This is a genomic window from Burkholderia sp. Ac-20353, from assembly GCF_017104785.1.
Lineage (GTDB): Bacteria > Pseudomonadota > Gammaproteobacteria > Burkholderiales > Burkholderiaceae > Burkholderia.
This window is the reverse complement of record NZ_JAAGPL010000049.1, coordinates 19895-39985: the sequence shown is the minus strand read 5'-3', so window position 1 is coordinate 39985 and position 20091 is coordinate 19895. Positions and strand designations below refer to the sequence as shown.

The 20091-nt window shown below is 67.4% G+C and carries 22 protein-coding genes; 6 read left to right on the top strand and 16 right to left on the bottom strand.

Going from position 1 to position 20091, the window contains the following annotated elements; genetic code table 11:
- Positions 1 to 10: 10 nt before the first annotated feature.
- The 8 genes from G3N94_RS16530 to G3N94_RS16495 all read right to left on the bottom strand — a co-directional run bounded on the left by G3N94_RS16530 (position 11) and on the right by G3N94_RS16495 (position 7016).
- Entirely contained in the window at positions 11 to 706 is a 696-nt protein-coding gene (locus G3N94_RS16530; RefSeq protein ID WP_205793594.1) for an ABC transporter permease subunit, read from the bottom strand.
- A 12-nt stretch (positions 707 to 718) separates the two neighbouring features.
- Positions 719 to 1396 carry an ABC transporter permease subunit gene (locus G3N94_RS16525; protein ID WP_205793593.1) on the bottom strand — a complete coding sequence of 226 codons (678 nt, stop codon included), beginning with the start codon at positions 1394 to 1396 and terminating at the stop codon, positions 719 to 721.
- Between the two features lie 81 nt (positions 1397 to 1477).
- The gene (locus tag G3N94_RS16520) at positions 1478 to 2257 is read right to left on the bottom strand and encodes a transporter substrate-binding domain-containing protein (protein WP_205793592.1); all 780 of its coding nucleotides are present in this window, start codon (positions 2255 to 2257) and stop codon (positions 1478 to 1480) included.
- 31 nt (positions 2258 to 2288) lie between these two features.
- Positions 2289 to 3086: an ATP-binding cassette domain-containing protein gene (locus G3N94_RS16515; protein ID WP_205793591.1), complete on the bottom strand. Its 798-nt coding sequence runs from the start codon at positions 3084 to 3086 to the stop codon at positions 2289 to 2291.
- Positions 3087 to 3163: 77 nt separating this feature from the next.
- Entirely contained in the window at positions 3164 to 4594 is a 1431-nt protein-coding gene (locus G3N94_RS16510) for an aldehyde dehydrogenase family protein (RefSeq protein ID WP_205793590.1), read from the bottom strand.
- Entirely contained in the window at positions 4591 to 5670 is a 1080-nt protein-coding gene (locus G3N94_RS16505) for a homoserine dehydrogenase (RefSeq protein ID WP_205793589.1), read from the bottom strand. The genes G3N94_RS16510 and G3N94_RS16505 overlap by 4 nt, the downstream gene beginning before the upstream one ends.
- A gap of 151 nt (positions 5671 to 5821) precedes the next feature.
- Positions 5822 to 6319: an Lrp/AsnC family transcriptional regulator gene (locus G3N94_RS16500; RefSeq protein WP_205793588.1), complete on the bottom strand. Its 498-nt coding sequence runs from the start codon at positions 6317 to 6319 to the stop codon at positions 5822 to 5824.
- A gap of 16 nt (positions 6320 to 6335) precedes the next feature.
- On the bottom strand, positions 6336 to 7016 hold the full coding sequence (locus G3N94_RS16495) for a hypothetical protein (RefSeq protein ID WP_205793587.1): 681 nt from the start codon (positions 7014 to 7016) through the stop codon (positions 6336 to 6338).
- A gap of 240 nt (positions 7017 to 7256) precedes the next feature.
- Between G3N94_RS16495 and G3N94_RS16490 the strand changes: the two genes are divergently transcribed.
- The 3 genes from G3N94_RS16490 (at position 7257) to G3N94_RS16480 (ending at position 9152) form a co-directional block, all read left to right on the top strand.
- The gene (locus G3N94_RS16490; protein ID WP_205793586.1) at positions 7257 to 7409 is read left to right on the top strand and encodes a hypothetical protein; all 153 of its coding nucleotides are present in this window, start codon (positions 7257 to 7259) and stop codon (positions 7407 to 7409) included.
- Positions 7410 to 7524: 115 nt separating this feature from the next.
- On the top strand, positions 7525 to 8730 hold the full coding sequence (locus G3N94_RS16485; protein WP_205793585.1) for a GGDEF domain-containing protein: 1206 nt from the start codon (positions 7525 to 7527) through the stop codon (positions 8728 to 8730).
- Positions 8731 to 8741: 11 nt separating this feature from the next.
- Positions 8742 to 9152, top strand: coding sequence for a VOC family protein (locus tag G3N94_RS16480; RefSeq protein ID WP_205793584.1), 411 nt, complete (start codon positions 8742 to 8744; stop codon positions 9150 to 9152).
- On the opposite strand, the gene G3N94_RS16475 is transcribed toward G3N94_RS16480, so the two are convergent.
- The 3 genes from G3N94_RS16475 to G3N94_RS16465 form a co-directional block, all read right to left on the bottom strand.
- Complete coding sequence (locus G3N94_RS16475) at positions 9149 to 10297, bottom strand: porin (protein WP_205793583.1); 1149 nt, start codon at positions 10295 to 10297, stop codon at positions 9149 to 9151. The two genes, G3N94_RS16480 and G3N94_RS16475, sit on opposite strands and share 4 nt — an antisense overlap.
- Positions 10298 to 10462: 165 nt before the next feature.
- The gene (locus tag G3N94_RS16470; protein ID WP_205793582.1) at positions 10463 to 11365 is read right to left on the bottom strand and encodes an NAD(P)H-binding protein; all 903 of its coding nucleotides are present in this window, start codon (positions 11363 to 11365) and stop codon (positions 10463 to 10465) included.
- A 252-nt stretch (positions 11366 to 11617) separates the two neighbouring features.
- Positions 11618 to 12544, bottom strand: coding sequence for an AraC family transcriptional regulator (locus G3N94_RS16465; RefSeq protein WP_205793581.1), 927 nt, complete (start codon positions 12542 to 12544; stop codon positions 11618 to 11620).
- Positions 12545 to 12737: 193 nt separating this feature from the next.
- On the opposite strand from G3N94_RS16465, the gene G3N94_RS42985 reads away from it, so the two are divergent.
- Entirely contained in the window at positions 12738 to 12872 is a 135-nt protein-coding gene (locus G3N94_RS42985; RefSeq protein ID WP_277398547.1) for a hypothetical protein, read from the top strand.
- A gap of 117 nt (positions 12873 to 12989) precedes the next feature.
- On the opposite strand, the gene G3N94_RS16460 is transcribed toward G3N94_RS42985, so the two are convergent.
- Entirely contained in the window at positions 12990 to 13469 is a 480-nt protein-coding gene (locus G3N94_RS16460; RefSeq protein ID WP_205793580.1) for a MerR family transcriptional regulator, read from the bottom strand.
- Between the two features lie 68 nt (positions 13470 to 13537).
- On the opposite strand from G3N94_RS16460, the gene G3N94_RS16455 reads away from it, so the two are divergent.
- Positions 13538 to 14773 carry an NADH:flavin oxidoreductase/NADH oxidase family protein gene (locus G3N94_RS16455; protein WP_205793579.1) on the top strand — a complete coding sequence of 412 codons (1236 nt, stop codon included), beginning with the start codon at positions 13538 to 13540 and terminating at the stop codon, positions 14771 to 14773.
- 36 nt (positions 14774 to 14809) lie between these two features.
- Here G3N94_RS16455 and G3N94_RS16450 read toward each other — a convergent pair whose 3' ends face one another.
- Positions 14810 to 15853: a helix-turn-helix domain-containing protein gene (locus tag G3N94_RS16450; protein WP_205793578.1), complete on the bottom strand. Its 1044-nt coding sequence runs from the start codon at positions 15851 to 15853 to the stop codon at positions 14810 to 14812.
- A gap of 113 nt (positions 15854 to 15966) precedes the next feature.
- Here G3N94_RS16450 and G3N94_RS16445 point away from each other — a divergent pair, with 113 nt between their 5' ends.
- Positions 15967 to 16491: a Tautomerase enzyme gene (locus tag G3N94_RS16445; RefSeq protein ID WP_205793577.1), complete on the top strand. Its 525-nt coding sequence runs from the start codon at positions 15967 to 15969 to the stop codon at positions 16489 to 16491.
- 203 nt (positions 16492 to 16694) lie between these two features.
- Here G3N94_RS16445 and G3N94_RS16440 read toward each other — a convergent pair whose 3' ends face one another.
- From G3N94_RS16440 to G3N94_RS16430, 3 genes are all read right to left on the bottom strand, one after another.
- On the bottom strand, positions 16695 to 17609 hold the full coding sequence (locus G3N94_RS16440) for a LysR family transcriptional regulator (RefSeq protein ID WP_205793576.1): 915 nt from the start codon (positions 17607 to 17609) through the stop codon (positions 16695 to 16697).
- Positions 17610 to 17668: 59 nt separating this feature from the next.
- A complete protein-coding gene (locus tag G3N94_RS16435) occupies positions 17669 to 18925 on the bottom strand; it encodes an MFS transporter (protein WP_205793575.1) in 1257 nt (418 codons plus the stop codon).
- Positions 18926 to 19056: 131 nt separating this feature from the next.
- On the bottom strand, positions 19057 to 20010 hold the full coding sequence (locus G3N94_RS16430) for a LysR family transcriptional regulator (RefSeq protein WP_205793574.1): 954 nt from the start codon (positions 20008 to 20010) through the stop codon (positions 19057 to 19059).
- Positions 20011 to 20091: the final 81 nt, after the last annotated feature.

Here is a 20091-nt window from a genome sequence, read left to right as displayed (position 1 = left end):
TGTAGCGCCGTCACGCGCGCACGCTGTCCAGATGGCGGTTCAGCAGGCCTTCGACGCGTTTCAACGCGGTCGACAGCACTGCCGTGATGCCGACGTACACGATGCCGGCCAGCATCAGTGCGTCGGTCGTATAGGTTTCGATCGAGATGCGCCGCGCGACGCCGGTCAGGTCGAGCACGGTGATCGTGCTCGCGAGTGCGGTCGACTTGAGCTGCAGCACGATCTCGTTGCCGAGCGTCGGCGCGACGATGCCGATCGCGCGCGGCACGATCACGCACCAGGTCAGCATGAAACGGCTCATCCCGAATGCGATCGCCGCTTCCTTTTCGCCGGCGGGCACGCCGGCGATCCCGCCTCGGATGTCTTCCGCCATGTAGGCCGCGAGGTTGAGCGTCAGCGCACACAATGCGCACGAGAACGAGCCGCCGACCAGCAGCCAAAGCGGCGATGCGCGCACGACCGAGAACTGCGCGAGCCCGTAATACAGCACGAAGATCTGCACGAGCAGCGGTGTGCCGCGAAACACCGACATGAAGAAACGGCTCGGCGCAGACAGCCAGCGGCACTCCGACGTGCGCGCGACAGCGAGCGGCACCGCCAGCACGAACGCAAGCACGCACGACAGCACCAGTAGCTGCAGCGTGATCCATACGCCACGCGCGAGGTCCGGGCCGGACTGGGCAACCAGGGAAAGCAGGTCATTCATCGCAGGGCTCCTTCAGGTGCGTTGCGCGTAGCCGCGGCCCGCGATACGTTCGAGCCACGCAAACGCGGGATTGGAGACGGCAAGAAAGCCGAAATAGACGACGCCGACCGCCACGTAGAACACGAATGGCTGCTTGGTGAACTGCGCCGCGATGTTGGCCTTGCGCAGCATGTCCTCGAGTCCGACGATGGAAACGAGCGACGTATCCTTCAGCAGGTTCTGCCACATGTTGTTCAGGCTCGGCAGGCAGATCCGCCAGGCCTGCGGCAGGCGTACGAACCACAGCGTCTGCAGGCGCGTCATCCCGTACGCACGCGCGGCCTCGACCTGCCCGGCCGGCACCGCGACGAACGCGCCGCGGAACATCTCCGACGCATACGCGCCGAACACCACCGCGAGCGCGATCACGCCGGCCGAAAACGGGCTGACCGTGATCGCACCGTCGAATTGCGTGTTGAGCAGATGCGACAGCCCGAAGTAGCAGATCAGCAGGATCAGGAATTCCGGAATGCCGCGCAGGAAATCGGTCACCGCGTAGGCCGCGCCGCTCAGCCAGCGCACGCTCGACAGCTTCGCCGTTGCGCCGGCGATGCCGAGCAGCATGCCGGCGCACAGCGCGGCGAGCGCGAGTTCCAGCGTGACGAGCGCGCCCGCCGCGAGCTGCGCGCCGTAGTTCACCAACATGTCCATCGTGGTATCGCTCCTAATGAGGCGCGGACCGGCGCGCGCCGCCGTCCGGCGGCCGCGCGGTCGGGATGCGCGGATGCGCGTTTATTGCGGCGCGATGCTGAACGGGAAATAGCGCTTGTTGGCGGCCGAGAACGTGCCGTCGGCCTGCACCTGCGCGATGCCCTTGTCGAACTGCGCCTTGAGCGGCGCATCGCCCTTGCGCACGGCGATCGCCGTGCCATCGCCGAAGATCTCCGTGTCGGCGATCGGCTTGCCGACGAAGTCGAAGCCTTCCTTCCTGCCAGCCTTTGTCAGCCAGTCATAGGCCACCGTGTTGTCCGCGAACACCGCGTCGATACGGCCGGCCTCGAGATCGAGCCACGCCTCGTCAAGCGTCTGGTAGACCTTCACGTCGACGCCAGACTTGCTCGTCGGCAAGCGGCGGCGCAGATAGGATTCGTGCGTCGATGCGGTCTGCACGCCGATCGTCTTGCCGCGCAACGTGGCCGGGCTGTCCGTGATGCCCGAACCCTGCTTCGCGACGAGCTGAACCGGCGCCGTCGTGAAAATGCGCGTGAAGTCGACCGATTGCTCGCGCTCCGGCGTCTTCGACATCTGCGCGAGCACCGCATCGATCTGCTTCGCCTTCAGCGCAGGAATCAGCGCGTCGAAGTCCATCGTCACCCACTGGCACCTGACCTTCATCGCGTCGCACATCTTCTTGCCGATGTCGATCTCCATGCCCTGCAGCTTGCCGGACGCGTCCTTGTATTCGAACGGCGCGTAGTCGGCGAGCGTGCCGACCCGCACGACCTGCTCGGCGTGCGCGACAGATCCAAGCAATGCCGCGCCCACGCACAGCGACTGAAGCAGCTTCTTCATGATTTCCCCTCCGGTTGGCATTGGATCCGCATCAGATGATGCTGGACAGAAACTTCTGGAAACGCGGCGATTTCTGGCTTGCAAACACTTCGTCGGGACGGCCGTCTTCCTCGATCCGTCCCTGGTGGACGAACACGACGCGGTTCGCAACCTCGCGCGCAAAACCCATCTCGTGCGTGACGACGAGCATCGTGCGGCCCTCGTCCGCAAGCGAGCGCATCACCTTCAGTACTTCGCCGACGAGTTCAGGGTCGAGCGCCGACGTGGGTTCGTCGAACAGCATCACATCGGGATCGGTGGCGAGCGCACGCGCGATCGCGACCCGCTGCTGCTGGCCGCCCGACAGCTGGTTCGGGTAGTGCTCGCACTTGCCCGCGAGCCCGACGCGCTCGAGCATCGCGATCGCCTTGTCGCGCGCGTCGCGTTTCGGCACGCCGAGCACGCGTACCGGCACGAACATCACGTTCTGCAGTACCGTCATGTGCGCCCACAGGTTGAACTGCTGGAACACCATCGCGAGCTTGCGGCGCACGCGCATCACCTGCTGCGGATCGGCGGCGACAAGCGCGCCGTCTCGGCCTGCCGGCTTGAGCGCGAGCGTGTCGCCGTTCACGCAGATCCGCCCGCGGTCGGGCGTTTCCAGCAGATTGATGCACCTGAGGAACGTGCTCTTGCCCGACCCGCTGCTGCCGAGGATCGATACGACCTCGTGTTTTCTCGCGGTCAGCGAGATGCCTTTCAGCACCTCGACACCGCCGAACGACTTGTGAATATCCTCGACCACCAGCACGTCGTCCGCTGGCTTGCATGCAGGAATTGCTGCTGGCATCCCCGACTCCCTCTTCGATATGTTGCACACCGCTCCGGTCCGCGCTGCGCCGGCACCCCACGCGCCGGCGCAGCGCATCAGCTCGACAGCACCCGGTTACGCCTGAAGCAGACCACCTTCGGCTGCGTCATTTCCGTCATCGCAAACCGCACGCCTTCGCGGCCCAGCGACCCATACTTGAATCCGCCGAACGGCATGCCGTCGAAGCGGTAGTCGGACGAATCGTTGATCATCACGCCACCTGCCTGCAGGCGCTCCGCCGCGCCGAGCGCCACGTCGAGGCGGCTCGTGAACACGCCCGCATGCAGACTGCTTTCACACGCATTCGCGGCATCGAGCGCCTGCTGCAGGTCGGTGAATTTCACGATCGTCACGACCGGCGCGAACACTTCGTCGGTCCACACGCGGGCGTCGCACGGCACGTCGGCGAGCACCGTCGGCTCATACAGAGCGCCGCGCCGGCGATGGCCGGTCAGCACCGTCGCGCCGCCCGCAACCGCTTCATCGACCCAGCGCTCGATCCGGATCGCCTGCTCCTCGCCGATCATCGGCCCCATGTCCGTCGCATCGTCGAGCGGATCGCCAACGACCATCTTGCGAGTCAGCTCGACGAAGTAGCGGACGAACGGCTCGTACGCGGCCTCGGCCACGAAGATCCGCTGCGTGCCGATGCAGTTCTGTCCTGCGGCCCAGAACGCGCCCGATACGCAAGATTCGGCGGCGTCCTTCAGGTCGCAGTCGGCCATCACGATCACCGGCGCATTGCCGCCGAGGTCCATCGCGATCTTCTTGAGACCGGCGTCGCGCGTGATGGCCTCGCCGGTCGCCGGGCCGCCGGTGAAGGTCACCATCCGGATCCGCCGGTCGCGCACCAGTGCGGACGCGATCTCCGCGCCGCCGTGCACGATCTGCAGCGTGTCGCGCGTCGCGCCTGCCTCCCACAGGATCTCGACGAGTGCCTGCGCGGACAGCGGCGCGAGCTGCGACGGCTTCAGGATCACCGCATTACCGGTTGCGATCGCCGGTCCGAGCTTGTGCGCGACAAGGTTCAGCGGATCGTTGAAAGGCGTGATCGCGAGAATGACGCCGAGTGGCTCCAGCGTGAAATAGCCACTGCGATCCTCGGACCCCGGATACGCATCGAACGGAATCGTCTCGCCGACCAGGCGTTTTGCCTCTTCACCGGACAGGCGCAACGTGTTCACGCAGCGCGCGACCTCCTTGCGCGCCTGCCGCACCGGCTTGCCCGCTTCGAGCGAGATCGTGCGCGCGAGCATCTCCGCGCGCGCGTCGACGAGCGCCGAAGCGCGGGACAGGATGTCGGCCCGCCGGTTGCGCGGCAACGCCGCGGCCACACTCGCGCCCGCCAGCGCACGCTCGACGATCGCCGGCGTCGCGTCGAACGGCGACAGGTGGACAGCACCGACGACCGCACCGTCGTAGGGCGACCGGACCTCGGCCACACCGGCCGACGCGAGATCGCCGATCACGGCATCGCGCGCGGTCATGCTGTCACCTCCGGTGTGGCGGCGGCGATGCGATCGCCCAGCTCGATCAGGTCCGACAGGATCGCGAACGCGGTTTCCTCGCGGCCCGCGCCGGGCCCGCTGATCGTCACGTCGCCGAGCACGTCGGTGTCGAACGTGATCGCGTTCGTCACGCCGTTCGCGGCACGCAACGGATGGCCGGCCGGCAGCTTGCGCGGTTCGACGCTCGCGGTAACCGTGCCGTCCGGATGACGGACCGCCGATCCGATCAGCCGCCACGACATCCCTTCGGCCGCCGCGGCGCGCACATCGTCTTCGGTCAGTTCGACGATGCCGCGACAGGTCACGTCGCTGCGCTTCAGGCCCGCGTTCCACAGTGCGTTCGCGAGAATGACGACCTTGAGCTGCACGTCGGAACCGTTGACGTCGGCTGCGGGATTCGCCTCCGCATAGCCGCGCTGCTGCGCGTCGCTGATCGCCGCATCGAAGCCCGCACCGGCCTCGACCTCGCCGAGCACGAAGTTCGACGTACCGTTCAGGATGCCGGCGAAGCCGGTCACATCGCAGCCGCGCAGCGTCGTCGCGAGCTGGCGCAGCACCGGCGTGCCACTCATCACAGTGCCTTCGTAGCGCAGGCACGCCCCCGATCGCGCGGCAATCCGCGACAGCGCCTGCTGCGCAAGCGCGATCGGCCCCTTGTTGGTGGTAATGACGTGCTTGCCGCACTCGAGTGCAGTGCGGCAGTGCGACAGCGCTGGCTCGCCGGTATTCGGGTCGGTGAAGGTCGCCTCGACGACGACGTCGACGTGCTCCGCCGCGATCGCCTTCAACACTGCGTCGAGCGTGACGTCCGGCGACACCAGCGTGCCGGGATCGCGGCGCAGCGCGCCCGCATCGACACCGCGCCGCGCGGTGTCGTCGAGCACGTCCAGCGCGATGCCACGGGGATTCGTCGCGATCCCGAGCCGCAGGTCGGCGACCATCGTGACGGTCACGTCGAGCCCCGCGGCCGACAGCATCGCGCGCTTCTTCTTCAGCAGCTCGACGAGTCCTTGATTGACTCCGCCGAAGCCGACCAGTGCCAACTTGAGTTCCATCTCGATCATCTCCTGTTTGGTGAACGCAGGAAATATGTTAGTGGTGCGAATCGATATCCAAATTATGCGTTTCGGCCGAATTCGGCAGGTCCGGTTTGCGGTTCGTCACGCGGGACGGCCAGATCGGCCGTCCTCGCGCCGCGCGGTCGGGTCAGACGGCAGAAGGCTCGTCGTCGCCGTCCTTCTCGACCGGCACGAACAGCCCGACCTTGATCGGACTGAGCACGACGTTCGTATTGATGCGGCGGATCATCGGATTGCTCTGCATGATCCGCGCGGACAGCCGGTCGTAGGCCTCGACGTCCCGAGCGGTGACGATCGCAATCAGGTCGACGGAGCCGGTCACGTAGTAGATCTGCTGGATCTCGTCCTGCGACTTCGCCCACTCGCGAAACTTGGCGATCGTCTCGTAGTTTTCGCGTTCGATCTCCATCGCGGCGATAAAGGTCATCGGGCGGCCGACCGCCGCGCGATCGACCACCGCGATTTCCGCCGAGATGATCTTGTCGGTGCGCATCCGCTTCAGCCGCTTCTGCACGGCGGACGTCGACAGGCCGATGCGCTCGGCAATCGTGTCCGCGGTCGCGGTGCAGTCGCGCTGGACGATGTTCAGGATCTTGCGGTCGAAGGCGTCGAGTGCGTCGGTCATGGCGTGTGCGTGGAATTCACAGATAAAACGGACGGGCCGACTTGAGCCCGACGAGCTGCCGGACCCGGTCGAACGAATCGACAACCGCGTCGCGCCAGCCTGTTGCCGGCCCGTCGATGCAGACCGGCGCGAAATGGATCGTGTCCACGCCCGCGGGAATGCGGAACGGGCGCTCGATACCGTCGTCCGATTCGGTCACAAGCGCGGTGCCGTCGATCGCGGTCAGGCTCATCAGCAGATGCGCGAAAGCGGTCGGGCCGGGCTGGTCGAGCAGCGGGGGCACGATCGCGGACAACTGTTCGAGCAGCGGCAGTTCGTATGCGCCGGGCCACCACGTGTGGCGCTCGTCGCACCACGGGCCGACGGCCGGCATCCCGACCATCTCGAGGGTCCGGTCCGCATCGAGACGGGCATAGGCCCGGCACCGGCCGGCCGTATCGGGCGCCGAACGGGCCAGCCAGCCGCCGGCGTGCGCGGCACTGTCGGTCAGTGCGACATTCGCGGGCCTCAGGCGGCCGAGCATCGCGGCCGCCCGCGCCGACGAAATCGGCTCGGTGCCTCTCCGCACCGCTTGGCCGGGCACGATCCGGCACACCCACTTGGGTCCGTCCTGCAGTTCGGCGGGCACGTCGCCGAACCGGATCTGCGCGGTTCGCCTGCGGGCGCGTTCAACGATGACGACTGGCGTATCCGGCATACAAACGACTCTCTCGATACTGGCGGAGCCGCGCCGCCACGATGCCGGCGCGCCCCGAGGGTTCTGCTGACAGGTGTCGGGATGGAGAAATCATATCGCCCGGTCGCGGCGGGAAAAATCTCAGTCTCCGCGATCGACGACGAAAACCGGAGAAGATTTGCCGGTTTCCAACGATTTTCGTCGCAATCATGGAAAACCCCGCCGACAAGCCGCCGGGGCCCGGCCGACGGATCGAGCGCGATGTCGCTCGTCGTCGCGTGCTTCGGCGGGATCACGATCGTCGCGGTGTTCCTCGCGCTGCCGAAGGAATTCGTCGCGGCCGAACGCAGCCCATCACCGGACAACACCCTGCGCGCCCCCCTGGTACTTGAGACTTCCGCAGCGGTGCCTTAATCTCCCGGGCAACCCGCGCGCGGCGCGTGCACGACGCGGCCTTGCGAACCCGCGATACGCCACCGCGCCCGGCATCCGTCCATCGGCACCTCCCCTTGAGACCGTTCCATCGCACATGCTAGACCCAGTCGTGGCGATCGCCACCTCCGCATTGATGAGCCTGATCCTGGCGGCGTTGCTCGTGTCGCTGCTGCGCTCCGGCATACCGGGCGTGCCGGACTGGCTCGCCGCCAATCTGCTGATGGTGGTCGCGCTGCCGCTCGTGCTGCTGCGCGGACGAATTTCCGATGCGGTGTCGGTCGTCGTCGCCAACCAGTTGATGGCGCTCGCAACGATCCTGTTCTACGTCGGATGCGCACGCTTTCTCCGGCGCCCCGTCCGGTGGCCCGTGATGGCGGCGGCGCTGGTCGCGATCAGCGTCGCGCTCGTGTACTGGCGCTACGCGGTCGACAGCATCCCGATGCGCGTGCTGGCGACCACGTTGTTCTCGGCTGCGTACTGCGTCGCCGGCGCGCTGCTCGTGGTGCGGCACCGGCCGGCCGGGCGCTCCGCGTATCCGTATTGGGCGACCGCGACGCTGGCGCTCGCGTTCGGGGTCTGCCAGGTCGCGCGCGGCCTCTACTTCATGACGCTGACCGGCGCGTCGAGCGTGCTGATGTTCGCTTCCACCTGGAACGTGGTGCTGCTGACGATCGGCGCCGCCGTCATGCCGACGCTGTCCATGACCGCGATGATGATGGTGCACGACATGCTGCTCTCCGATGCGCGCGACGCCGCCGACCGCGACTTCCTGACCGGCGCGCTATCGCGCAAGGGATTCGAGGCCGCCGCGCAGCAGTTGTCCGACACCGCGTTGGGCCGCGGCGTACCGATTTCGCTACTGATCGTCGACCTCGATCACTTCAAGGCAATCAACGATACGTTCGGGCATGCGGGCGGCGACACGGTGCTGCGCGAATTCGTCCGTGCCGCGCGGCTGCAGTTGAGGCGCAGCGACGTGCTCGGGCGCATCGGCGGCGAAGAGTTCGCGGTGCTGCTGGCCGACGCGGCGCCGGCCGATGCGCTGCGGCTCGCGGAGCGGCTGCGCCACGCCGTGGCCGGCCAGCCGGTGGCGACGGGCGCCGGACCCTGTGCATACAGCATCAGCGGCGGCATCGCGGGCTGGCGTGCGGGCGACACGCTGGACCGCGTCAATGCGCGAGCGGACGCCGCGCTCTACGAAGCGAAGCGGGCGGGCCGAAACCGGATCTGCGTTCATCGGGAGCGATCCGCTGTCGAGCCATGCCACACGACGTCCGGTACACTCCAGCAAGTTCAATGAGGGCACTTGCAATGCAGCTTCTTGACCATGTTTCGATCGGCGTCCCGGATATTCAGGCGGCGCGCCCCTTTTACGACGCCGTGATGGCCGCTCTAGGCGCATGCAAGGTCTATGACCGGCCCAACGCACTCGGTTACGGCGAACGTTGCAATGCCAACGACACGGCATCGACCTTTCTGGCCGTTTATCAGGATCCCGCCGAAATCGGCACGAACAAGCGACACTGGTGCTTCAAGGCGCCTTCCCGCGCGCACGTGGATGCATTCTTCGAGGCCGGAATGTCGACGGGCGGGCGCTCTGACGGCGATCCCGGCTTGAGGCCTCACTACCACAGCGACTACTACGCAGCGTTTCTGGTCGACCCGGCCGGCAACCGGGTCGAGGCCGTGTGTCATGCTGCGGCGAACGCAAACAGCAACTAGAACATCTGCCGCAGGCCGACCGCCACACCGACGTTGTTGGTGCGGCCGATCTTGTCCACGTTGCCGGTTGCCCGGTTGGTCACACCCGGGTAATCGGCCGCAAATGCGCCGTTGCCCCGCGCGAAATCCATCGTGCCATACACTTCCGTGTGCCTCGACAGCGAATACTCGGCAAGCACCGTCGCCGAGTAGTTGATACCCGAGCCGAGCGTGCCGTCGACGCGTTCCGCATTGCGCGCGTGACCGTAGTAGCCGGCCACCGTGATCAGCAGCGGGGCCGTCGCCTGCCAGTTGGCACCCACATAGAACGTGTCGTCGATGCGGTTCGGACTGCTGCCGCCGAGGGTCGGCGCACCGGCCTGCTGCATGTTGAAATCCGTCGTGCCCGTCTTGTCCTGGCCGTGCAGCCAGCCGGCGAGCAGGCGCACGGACGGCGTGACCTGATACGCGCCGCTCACGTGCACGAAGTTGATCTTCGCGCCGTTGACCGCGCTGCCGTTCAACGACGACACCGAGGTCTGCGTGAAGCCCGTATTGATCGATGCGGGGCCGTGCGCATACGTCACTTCCACACCATACGTGCTGTCGAGGCCCATCGCGCCGGCGTGGTTGCCGAAGCCGTAGATCGCGTCGATGCTCAGGCCGTTGTACGCGAACTGGTACTTGACCGAGTTCGCCACGGTCAGGAAGTTGCCGATGCCGTTGTACATCCAGCTGTCCTGCCAGTAGTTGCCGACCGTCAACGGGTCGAAGATGTCGCCCATCGTGTCGTAGAGCGGCGCGTACTGGTTGCCGAACGTCAGCGAACCATACCGGTTGCTCGACAGGCCGACATACGCTTGCCGGCTGAACAGCGTATTCGCCACGTGCAGCTTGCCGTCGCCGAGCTCGAAGCCGTTTTCGAGGCGGAAGATGGCCGACAGGCCGCCGCCGAGGTCTTCGCTGCCGCGCAAGCCCCAGCGGCTGTGGGTTTCCGGACCGACCGTCATGCCGATCAGGTCCTTGCCGTCCGGGGCGGCGTTCGTCTGATAACGGATTGCGGTATCGACGAGCCCGTACAGCGTGACGGAACTCTGTGCGAATGCGGACGATGCCACGACGGCGAACAACGCGCCGACGCCACTGGAAACGACGACCTTCTTCATTTGAATTGCCTCCCCGAACGATTGATTTTTCACGCAGCTCGACGGCCTTGCGGCCGGACGATCGAGACTGCGGTCGGGAGCATAGTCGGTCATTTTTCCGGCACATATTGCCCGATCTGGAGAGGTCCATTCCAGAACTTGCAATAGTGGCGGCGCAGCGGCGCGTCACGGTTCTCGCTGCATCATCCGTTGCACCTGCGCCACCAGCCCCGCCAGCGCGTCGGCTGGTTCGGTCGTGCCGAACCGCCGTTCGGTCGCGCCCGCTTCGACGTCGATGTGGCCGGCGTTGTGTGCGTCGTAAAGATCGGTGATCAGGCGCGCGTGCCGTTCGCTGAGTCCGGCGCGCAACAGCGTCGGCGTCCACGCGTCGCGCGGCAGTTCGCGTGCAACGATCGGGCGGCTCGCCGCTTCGCCCAATGCGGCCGCGATATCGATGACGCTGACGCGCCGCAGCCCTTCGACATTGACAACACGCGGCCCGCCGTGTTGCTCGCCGTCGAGCAACAGTTCCGCCGCGACGACGCCGACGTCCGGCGCCGAGACCGCCGGAAACAGCTTGCCGACCGGATGATGGAGACTCGGCAGCACGCCGGTCGCGAGCGCGGCCGGCAGCATCCGCATCCAGTTCTGCAGGTGCTCGGCGGAGCGCAGCAGCGTCACGCGCGTGTCGATCGGCCTGAGCCGTTCCTCGAGGTCGTGAAACAGGCGCGTGATCCCCGTGTTCGATGCCAGCTCCGCGCCGTAATCCGACAGCGCGAGCAGCACGGGCGGCGGATTCGCGGCGAGCGCCGCGGCCGCGACGTCGATCATGTGCCGCATCGTCGTTGCGGGATCCGCATCGGCGGCTGGCACCGGGCACAGCATCTGCACGCCGTGCGCGCCGTCGATCGCCTGTGCGACGGATCCTGTGTCGGCCAGGTCGGCAAGCACGACTTCGCAACCCAGATGTTCGAGCCGTTCGCGATGGCGCGCGTCGCGCACCACCGCACGCACGGGATGGCCAGCGTTGCGCAACGCAGCCGCCGTGGCACGGCCAACGTTGCCTGATGCTCCGAAAATCACGTACACGATGCGCTCCTGTCGGGTCGATGTGCGGTGATTATCGAAACACGGGGCCGGCCCGGCGCGCACGTCCGGATGAGATGAGCACGCAAGGATGACGCGATCGGCGGTGGCGCGCTCGCGAGCCTCACATACCTGATCGCCGGCCTGGCCGACGGGCTCGCGGTGCTGATGATCGCGCCGGTGCCCGGTGGACTCGCGACACATGTGGCGTGCCGATCGGCCCGCGTCGCGAGTCGCCCCCCGAAAACGAGTCGTTCAGGCGACGGGAACGTGCCGGTCGTCGTCAGTGGCGGTCGAGTCGGCGACACGCGACGCCCGATGCGCCGACTGCGCGGCCGCTCGCGCGATCTCTCCCGGCGTCGCGCCGTGCAGACGGTTCATCCAGTTCGCCATGTGGCTCGGATGCGCGAACCCCGCTTCGAGCGCGACCTGGCTGATGCTGAGCCGGCCCTCGAGCAGCAGCGCCTTCGCGCGCTCGACACGGCGCCGCACGATGTACTGGTGCACGGGCATCCCGAGCGTCTCGCGAAACAGCACCTTGAAATGCGGCACGCTGATCGCCGCGAGCGTGGCGAGTTCCGCCAGCGTCAGACGCTGGTCTAGATGGCCCTCGATATAGTCGATCACGCGCGCGGCCATTTTCGGCGCGAGCGCTTGCCGCCGGCTGCGGAACGACGGCGCGGCGTCGACGAGCCGCACGATCAGCGCGGTGCACAGGCTTTCCGCGTAGAGCGGATCCGACGCGTCGTCCGCTTCGAGCTCGGCGGCCAGCGCCCACGCGATGTGCTGCAGGCGCGGATCGCGCACCTGCATGCGCCGGCGGATCTGCGCCTGCGACGGCTTCAGCTCGAGCTGGTCGAACGTCGCGCACGCGAACGCGTCGCTGAAGGTAATGCGCAGGATCCGGCAGTCGGATGCGTCGGTCCATCGGCCGGGCAGGCCGGCCGGGATCACGTCGGCGTCACCGTGCGCCTGGATGCGCGTGTAGCGATGGCCGTCGCACACGCAGTCCGCGCGGGTCGGCGCGCCGACATGCACGCCAACCCGGTGCTCGTCGGCCGCCGGGATCCGGTAGGTGCCCGCCTGGATGCCGAGCAGCGCCGCACCGAAGCCCTGCCAGCCGAGCCCGGCGCTGGAACGCAGGCTGACCGGCACGCCGTGCGCAAGGATCGCATCGTTCATCGCATCCTCTTTTCAAGTCGCGAATCGAATGCGCATTGTGCCGCCATTCCGGCGGGCGCGCTCGTCGCCGGACGCACCGCGGCCGGGCGCGCGAAAACGATCATCCGATTCTGTTCGCGGCGATCCTTGCGTGCGCGTCGGCACGCGCACCGCCCGTTACGATCGACGCATTGCGCATTCATCGGAGCGTGCCATGCTCGATTGCTGTTCGCGGCGCACGGCGTTCGCCGCGATTGCCATGCTGACGCTCGGCCTCATCGGCTGGCACCGGATCGAGCGGTTGCTCGCGTCGATTCCGGACAGCAACGACGACTTCGGGATGGTTTGACCGGCGCACAGCGAAGCAGGCGCGGCCGAGCGCCACGTAATCGTGAGCGGCCGATGATCGCGTCTTGCGCTGGCACGCGCGACAAGCAGCGGCGTACCCAGGCGTCCGTGGCGACTACTACGCACCGCCCAGCGATTTCCTGCGCGCCGCCAATTCACGGACAGGCGCCGCTCTCCTGCCCCGGCGCCCCGACGCGGCCTCCTTCGCCGCGTCCGGCGGATCGAAGCGCTCCATCTTCAAACACCGCCCCTCGGCCCATTCGGCCTCCAGCGTCGCGCGGATCGCCTGCAGTTCCGCGCGCTGCCCGTCCAGTTTCGCGCGCAGTTCGTCGATCTCGCGCAGCCGCTCGTCGAGGCGCGCGAGCAGCCCGTCCTTCGAGAACGCGTTCATTTCGTCGGCGACGGCGCGCATCTCGTCGAGCGAAAAACCGAGCCGCTGCGCGAGCGAGATCATCCGCAGCCGCTCGACCGCCGCGTCGTCGTAGATCCGGTAGCCGTTCTGGCCGCGGCCGGCCGGCGGCAACAGGCCGCTCTGTTCGTAAAAGCGGATCGCGGACGTGCTCATGCCGGTCCGGGCAGCCAGTTCTCCGATTTTCATGACGCTTGACCTTCAAGTTGACTTGAAACTTAGTATAGGCCAATCCCATATGCCGAACGGGTCTTCCGATGACGACTTCCTTGTTTGCTCCGCTGACACTGCCGAATGGCGGCACCCTGCCCAATCGCATCGCGAAGGCCGCGATGGAGGAAAACATGGCCGATCCCGGCCAATTGCCCGGCGACGCGCTGCGGCGCCTGTATGCCGCGTGGGGCGCCGGCGGCGCCGGCCTGCTGATCACCGGGAACGTGATGATCGACGGCCGCGCGCTGACGGGCCCGGGCGGCGTCGTGCTCGAACGGAACACGCCGCTCGAGCCGTTCCGCGCGTGGGCCGACGCCGCGCGCCGCCACGGTGCGCGCGCGTGGATGCAGATCAACCATCCGGGCCGGCAGGTGATGGCCGCGATGGGCCGCGACGGGTGGGCGCCGTCCGCCGTGCCGCTCGATCTCGGCAAGCACAGCAAGCTGTTCGCCGCGCCGCGCGAGATGACGGCGGACGAGATCCGCGAGGTGATCGAGCGCTTCGCCGATACGGCCGCCGCCGCGCAGGCGGCCGGGTTCGACGGCGTGCAGATCCATGCGGCGCACGGCTACCTGATCTCGCAGTTCCTGTCGCCATTGACCAACCGGCGGCAGGACGACTGGGGCGGTTCGCTGGAAAACCGCGCGCGGCTGCTGATGTCTGTCGTGCGCGCGGTTCGCGCGCGTGTCGGCGCCACGTTCAGCGTCGGGGTCAAGCTCAATTCCGCGGACTTCCAGCGCGGCGGGTTTTCCGAGGACGACGCGAAGCAGATCGTGTTGTGGCTCAACGATCAGGCCGTCGATCTTGTCGAGCTGTCAGGCGGCAGCTACGAGAGCCCGGCGATGCAGGGCCACACCGCGGACGGCCGCACGCTCGCGCGCGAAGCCTATTTCCTGACGTTCGCCCGCGACATCGCGGCAATCGCCAGGATGCCGGTCATGACGACGGGCGGCATCCGCCGCCAGCCGGTCGCCGAAACGGTGCTCGGGGAAGGCGTCGCGGTGGTCGGCATGGCGACCGCGCTCGCGTGCATTCCGGATCTGCCGAATCGCTGGCGCGACGGCCAGGCGGTCGACGCGCCCGGTGTCCACGTCGGGTGGCGCGACAAGGCGGCCGCCGGGCTGGCCACGATGGCGCTCGTGAAGCGCCGCCTGCGCGCGATCGCGGCGGGACGCCGTCCCGCGGGCCACTACTCGCCGGTCCTGACGCTCGTGCTCGACCAGATCCGGATGCGCCAGCTGACGCGGCGGTATCGCCAGTGGGATCCTGCGCGCGCGTGATGCGCGATCCACGACGATCGCGCTTCTCTCAAAGCATCACGATTCCACCGGATGCACGACGCGTTCGTCCGTCGCGTCGTGCGCAAGCGAACGGGCGAAGCGCTGCTGATACTCGCGCGGCGACAGCCCGGTCATGCGCTTGAACAACTGCCGGAAGGTGCCGAGATCGTCGTATCCGACCTGCTCGCAAACGGCTTCGACGCGATGGACGCCCGATTCCAGCAGACGCTTCGCGACCTCGACGCGCAGCCGCTGCAGATAGCCGAGCGGCGCATCGCCGACAGCCTGCCTGAAACGCCGGTTGAGCGTCCGCTCGCTGACCGCGAGGTGTGCAGCGAGGTCCGCGAGCCGGAATCGCTGCCGGAGTGTCGCCTCCATCCGGCGCTGCGCGCGTGCGACGAGCGGATCGGTGTGTCCGTGATCGTCCACGAGCGATGCATATGATGCCTGCGATGCGCGCCCCGCATCGATCAGCAGCGTCTTCGCGACGAGCGCCGCAAGCGGCGCATCGGTCAGCCGCTCGACCACTCGCACCGCCATGTCCAGATAGGACGTCACCGCGCCGCCGCACAGGATGCCGCTCTGCTCCGTGAGCACTTGATGCGCGCGCAATTCGACCAACGGATAACGCCGCCGGAAATCCGGCGCCCGCGACCAGTGCGTCGTCGCGATCCGGTCGTCGAGCAGCCCCGCCTCGGCGAGCAGGTAGCTGCCCGTGCAGTACGACGCGAGCAGCGCGCCGGCGTCGTGCTGGCGGCGCAGCGCGGCGGACAGCTCGGTCACCAGCTCGCGGCGGGCGAGAAACGCGTCCATGTCCGCGACGAACGGCGCGGTCACGAGAATCGCATCGGCGCGCTTGCGGACGTCGATGCGGCCGTCCACCGCGATCGTTTGTCCGGAGGCCGCACGCACGGGTTGCCCGTCGACGGATTCCACGCGCCACGTGAGCGTCGGCGCGCATGGCTGCCCCGGCGCCGCGCGACTGGCGCCGAGACGGTTCGCCGCGTTGAACACGTCGATCGGCCCGGCAACGCCGGACGCCAGAATCCCGTCGTAGACCCAGATACGGATAGTCGCCATGTTGTCCGTTTTCCCATCAGGAATGGCGATCCTGCCACTCGTCGATGCGGGTTGCAAGCCCGATCATCGTGCTGTCCCAACCACCGAACCAACCACCGAAGAAGGAGACTGACATGCCGATGATCGACGCCACGATTCCGGAACACGCGCTGTCCCCCGAAGCCGAAGCGCGGCTGCTGAAGGAAATGACCGACATCCTGCTGCGGGCCGAAGGCTTCGACCCGGCCAACGAGATCGCTCAGAGCGTCTCGGTGGTCTTTCTGCATCGCCCGGCCGGAACATGGGTGGGCGGCGAGCGCTCCACGAAGCCGCGCTACCGGATCGTGCCGACCGTGCCCGAGGGGCAGTACACCGACGCGGCGCGCGAGACGCTCGTCCGCGAGATCACCGCGGCCGTCGTGCGGGCCGAAGGCGGCACGCACGACGACGTCTCGCCGCGCGTCTGGGTGTTTCCGACGGAGATGCCGGACGGCCAATGGGGCAGCCGCGGTGTGGTTCGCCGGCTGCCCGACATCCAGGCATTCATCGCCGGCGAGCACGAGCGGCAGATAGGCGCGGAACGCGTCGCGCGGCGGCGGCGCGAGCATGCGCGCGTGCTGCTGGAAAGCGCGCTCGACGCGATCGCGCACGACCGCTGATTGGCGGTGCGGCGCGTGGGACCGAGCAGGAGCACAACCCGGCACGGTTCAGTACGCGTCATCAACGCGCGAGTCGCGGTAGTAAGCGAGCGCTCACGTTGCCGGATATCGGTGGTGTCCGGCAACCGCGATGCGCGTCATGCAGGCCACGTTGGCTCGCCACCAATGCAAGCGCCCACTCACGTGGACTGCACGGACGAGTATCAGGCGTTCCCGTCGCAAACCGCCAGCACCCGGCCGAAATGCGCTTCCAGCAGCTTCATCACGGTTTGGGTCTTCGCCGGAAGCGGGCGCACGGCCGGACACAGCGCATGCAGCTCGAAGCCGGGAACGGTATGTCCCGGCAACAACCTGACGAGTTGCCCGGTCGCCAGCGCGTCGCGGCACACGGGTTCCTGAAGCACGCCGATGCCCGCGCCGCCGACCAGCAGCTCATAGGCGGGCCGCCAGTGACTCGTGCTGACGACGATGCTGATCGGCGCGGGCCGCGCCGGTTTCGATCCGTTCGCGAACCGCAGCTGCCCGTCGCCGAAGAGTCCCGCGACGCGAACGAACGGATGGATCGCAAGCTCGGCCGGCTTGTCCGGCAAGCCGTGCGCGTCGATGTAGGCCGGCGCCGCGACCAGCACGCGGCGCACATGGCCGAGCCGGCGCGCGACGAAGTTGCCGTCGCCGAGCTGGCCGAGCCGCAGCGAGATGTCCACGCCCTCGGTCACCGGGTCGGTAATCGCATCGTTCAGCACGAGATCGACCTGCAGCTGCGGATGACGTTCGCGCGCGGCCGCCAGCACGCCGGGCAGCACGATCTCGCCGATCCCGTGCGGCGCGGCGATCCGGATGCGTCCGCGCACGGCCTGGGCGCCGAGCGTCACCGCGGCCTGCGCGTCGTCGGCCGCGTCGAGGACGGTCTTGCTCTTCTGATAGAACAGCGCGCCTTCGTCCGTGCACGACACCGCGCGCGTGCTGCGCAGCAGCAGCCTGACGCCGAGATGCCGCTCGAGCCGCTCGATGCGGTCGCTGACCGCAGGCTGGCCGAGGCCGAGATCCTTCGCGGCACGCGACAGGTTCCCGCGTTCGACGACCCGCACGAAGATGCGCATCGCGGCAAGCAGATCCATGGATTCCCCGGTGGTGACACGTGCTGAAGCGTAACAGGCGACGCAAACGCGCGCCAATCTCACACGCGCACGCCGACCCGCACATCCGGCGCCGCCCACACGCGGCCGTACCCGATCATCACGAGGAAGCTCAGCACGAAGCTCAGGCCGCCCGTCATCAGCAGGCCGAGCTCGCCGAGCACCGGCAGCAGGTTGGTGAGGAAGCCCGTCACGACCCAGGCGATCGCCATCACCGAACCGGCGACGCCGAGCGCCCATCCCTGCCGGTCCTCGGTAACCGCGTCCGAGTAGGCCGTGTACATCGTCGTATAGGCGACCATGTCGAAGCAGCCGACCAGCATCGCGAGCACCCACAGCGCGCCTTCATGCGGGAACAGCGCGGACAGCACCTGCCCGATGCCGGCGACGACGAGGCCCGACTTCGCGATGTCGACGACACCCCACACCTTCAGCATCAACCGGACGACGACCACGAGCCCGAACACGAAGCTGAGGCCGATCAGCCCGCTGAACAGGCCGAGCTGCGCACTCGTGTACTGGAAGCGCGTCTGCAGCACCAGCATGATCGTCTGCAGGTACAGGCCGTAGCCGACCTGCATCAGGAAGAACACGATCGACAGGCACGCGACGCGCGCATGCGTGCCGGCCTCGAAGATGATCCGCACGGGCAGCAGCAGATCGATCCGCGCGCCGCCGGCGGGCGCGACCGCGTCGCGGTAGCTGCGCAGCGTCCAGAGCCCGCAGGCGACCGACAGTGCGGCGACCAGCAGGAACGGCGTGCCGTAGTTGAAGAACGGTGCAATGGTCCGGTCCGACGTCACGCCGCCGAGCACGGGGCCGACGATCACGCCCGCGCTGAACGCGACGGACATGATGCTCATGTTGTACGCCTTGTTCTCCGGCGTGCTCAGGTCGGCGATCGCGGCCTGTGCGATCCCCTGGCAGCCGGCCATCAGGCCGCTCAGCCCGCGCCCGACCAGCAGCAGCACGATGCTCGGCAGCAGCGCGCCGAGCGCCATCAGCAGATAGCCGAGCGCGAGGCCGAACACGCACAGCAGCAGGATCTTCCGGCGGCCGTAGCCGTCGGACAGCTCTCCCATCAGCGACGAGCCGAAGAACATGAAGAACGGATAGATGCCGTACCCGAGACCGAGATAGAAGTTGCGCAGGTGCGCGGGCACGCCGGCGCCGATCACGCCCGAATGCGGATCGGAGAAGATCGCCGCCATGATCGGATAGACGAGCCCGAATCCCATCGCATCGATCGCGATCGCAAGCAGGCATGGGCCCAGCAATTTCAGGTTGAGCTTGGACATGTTTGGCCTCGGCATTGAGATGGGCATAACGGTAGCCGGAGGCCGCTGCCGCGAGTAGGCACGCGGCAGCAATCTGAGTCATCGGAAAAACTGATGAGTGGCGACAGTCCATCACGCGCCGCGCCACCGCCTCACTTGCGCCGCCGCTCGTGCGCCGCGGTCGTCGCGCCGTCGATCACGGGCGCGCCCTGCTTGATCAGGAAATCGCGGAACAGCGCGGTCACCTGCGAGATCCGCCGGTCCGCGAGCGTCACCACGTACCACTCCCGTTCGATCGGGTTGCCGGGAAACGGCAGCTGCTCCAGCAGCCCGGTGCGCAGTTCGAGCGCGCACGCATGCAGCGACAGGAACGCGATGCCGAGGCCCGCCTCGGCCATCTGCTTGATCGCCTCGTTGCTCGACAGTTCGGATCCCACATGAAACTTGTGTCCCGACGCCTTGAACAGGCCCTCGACGGTCGAGCGCGTGCCGGCGCCGCGCTCGCGCACCAGCAGGTGCGCCGATTCGAGATCCTTCAGCGCGATGCGCTTGCGCTGCATCAGCGGATGGCCGGGCGCCGCGACGAACACCATCGGATGCTTCGCGAACTCGACCGCATGCGTGCGCAACTCCTTCGGCGCGCTGCCCATCACCGCGAGATCGATTTCATGCGTCGCGAGCATCCGGATGATGTCGTCGCGGTTGCCGACCTTGAAGTACGTCTTCACATGCGGGCGCGTCGCCGTGAATTTGACGAGCAGCGGAGGAATCAGGTACTCGGCCGTCGTGATCGCACCGATCCGCAGCGTGCCGCCGAGATCGCCCGTCAGCGCCGCCACTTCGTCGCCCGCCTCGCTCCACAGATGCAGGATCTCGCGCGCATAGCGGGCGACGATCTCGCCGCCCGCGGTCAGCTGCACGCCACGCCCCACCCGCTGCAGCAGCGCCGCGCCGACGGCCTCCTCGAGCAGGCGGATCTGCAGCGACACGGCGGGCTGCGTCAGGTTCAGCTCCTCCGCCGCGCGCGACACGCTGCCGAGCCGCGCGATCATGTCCAGTGCCTTCAGTTGCCGGAAAGTCGCCGTCTTACCTATTAGTGAATACATATGAGTCGCCTATAAACATTAAATTGTCTTAGCGGATTCGAAACTATATCGTCGTATCTCGAAATCTGTCATCTGCAGCAT

Bases quoted from the DNA above. Each gene is read 5' to 3' on its own strand.
- G3N94_RS16530 (WP_205793594.1), bottom strand. From the start codon at position 706: ATGAATGACCTGCTTTCCCTGGTTGCCCAGTCCGGCCCGGACCTCGCG.
- G3N94_RS16525 (WP_205793593.1), bottom strand. From the start codon at position 1,396: ATGGACATGTTGGTGAACTACGGCGCGCAGCTCGCGGCGGGCGCGCTC.
- G3N94_RS16520 (WP_205793592.1), bottom strand. From the start codon at position 2,257: ATGAAGAAGCTGCTTCAGTCGCTGTGCGTGGGCGCGGCATTGCTTGGA.
- G3N94_RS16515 (WP_205793591.1), bottom strand. From the start codon at position 3,086: ATGCCAGCAGCAATTCCTGCATGCAAGCCAGCGGACGACGTGCTGGTG.
- G3N94_RS16510 (WP_205793590.1), bottom strand. From the start codon at position 4,594: ATGACCGCGCGCGATGCCGTGATCGGCGATCTCGCGTCGGCCGGTGTG.
- G3N94_RS16505 (WP_205793589.1), bottom strand. From the start codon at position 5,670: ATGGAACTCAAGTTGGCACTGGTCGGCTTCGGCGGAGTCAATCAAGGA.
- G3N94_RS16500 (WP_205793588.1), bottom strand. From the start codon at position 6,319: ATGACCGACGCACTCGACGCCTTCGACCGCAAGATCCTGAACATCGTC.
- G3N94_RS16495 (WP_205793587.1), bottom strand. From the start codon at position 7,016: ATGCCGGATACGCCAGTCGTCATCGTTGAACGCGCCCGCAGGCGAACC.
- G3N94_RS16490 (WP_205793586.1), top strand. From the start codon at position 7,257: ATGTCGCTCGTCGTCGCGTGCTTCGGCGGGATCACGATCGTCGCGGTG.
- G3N94_RS16485 (WP_205793585.1), top strand. From the start codon at position 7,525: ATGCTAGACCCAGTCGTGGCGATCGCCACCTCCGCATTGATGAGCCTG.
- G3N94_RS16480 (WP_205793584.1), top strand. From the start codon at position 8,742: ATGCAGCTTCTTGACCATGTTTCGATCGGCGTCCCGGATATTCAGGCG.
- G3N94_RS16475 (WP_205793583.1), bottom strand. From the start codon at position 10,297: ATGAAGAAGGTCGTCGTTTCCAGTGGCGTCGGCGCGTTGTTCGCCGTC.
- G3N94_RS16465 (WP_205793581.1), bottom strand. From the start codon at position 12,544: ATGAACGATGCGATCCTTGCGCACGGCGTGCCGGTCAGCCTGCGTTCC.
- G3N94_RS42985 (WP_277398547.1), top strand. From the start codon at position 12,738: ATGCTCGATTGCTGTTCGCGGCGCACGGCGTTCGCCGCGATTGCCATG.
- G3N94_RS16460 (WP_205793580.1), bottom strand. From the start codon at position 13,469: ATGAAAATCGGAGAACTGGCTGCCCGGACCGGCATGAGCACGTCCGCG.
- G3N94_RS16455 (WP_205793579.1), top strand. From the start codon at position 13,538: ATGACGACTTCCTTGTTTGCTCCGCTGACACTGCCGAATGGCGGCACC.
- G3N94_RS16450 (WP_205793578.1), bottom strand. From the start codon at position 15,853: ATGGCGACTATCCGTATCTGGGTCTACGACGGGATTCTGGCGTCCGGC.
- G3N94_RS16445 (WP_205793577.1), top strand. From the start codon at position 15,967: ATGCCGATGATCGACGCCACGATTCCGGAACACGCGCTGTCCCCCGAA.
- G3N94_RS16440 (WP_205793576.1), bottom strand. From the start codon at position 17,609: ATGGATCTGCTTGCCGCGATGCGCATCTTCGTGCGGGTCGTCGAACGC.
- G3N94_RS16435 (WP_205793575.1), bottom strand. From the start codon at position 18,925: ATGTCCAAGCTCAACCTGAAATTGCTGGGCCCATGCCTGCTTGCGATC.
- G3N94_RS16430 (WP_205793574.1), bottom strand. From the start codon at position 20,010: ATGTATTCACTAATAGGTAAGACGGCGACTTTCCGGCAACTGAAGGCA.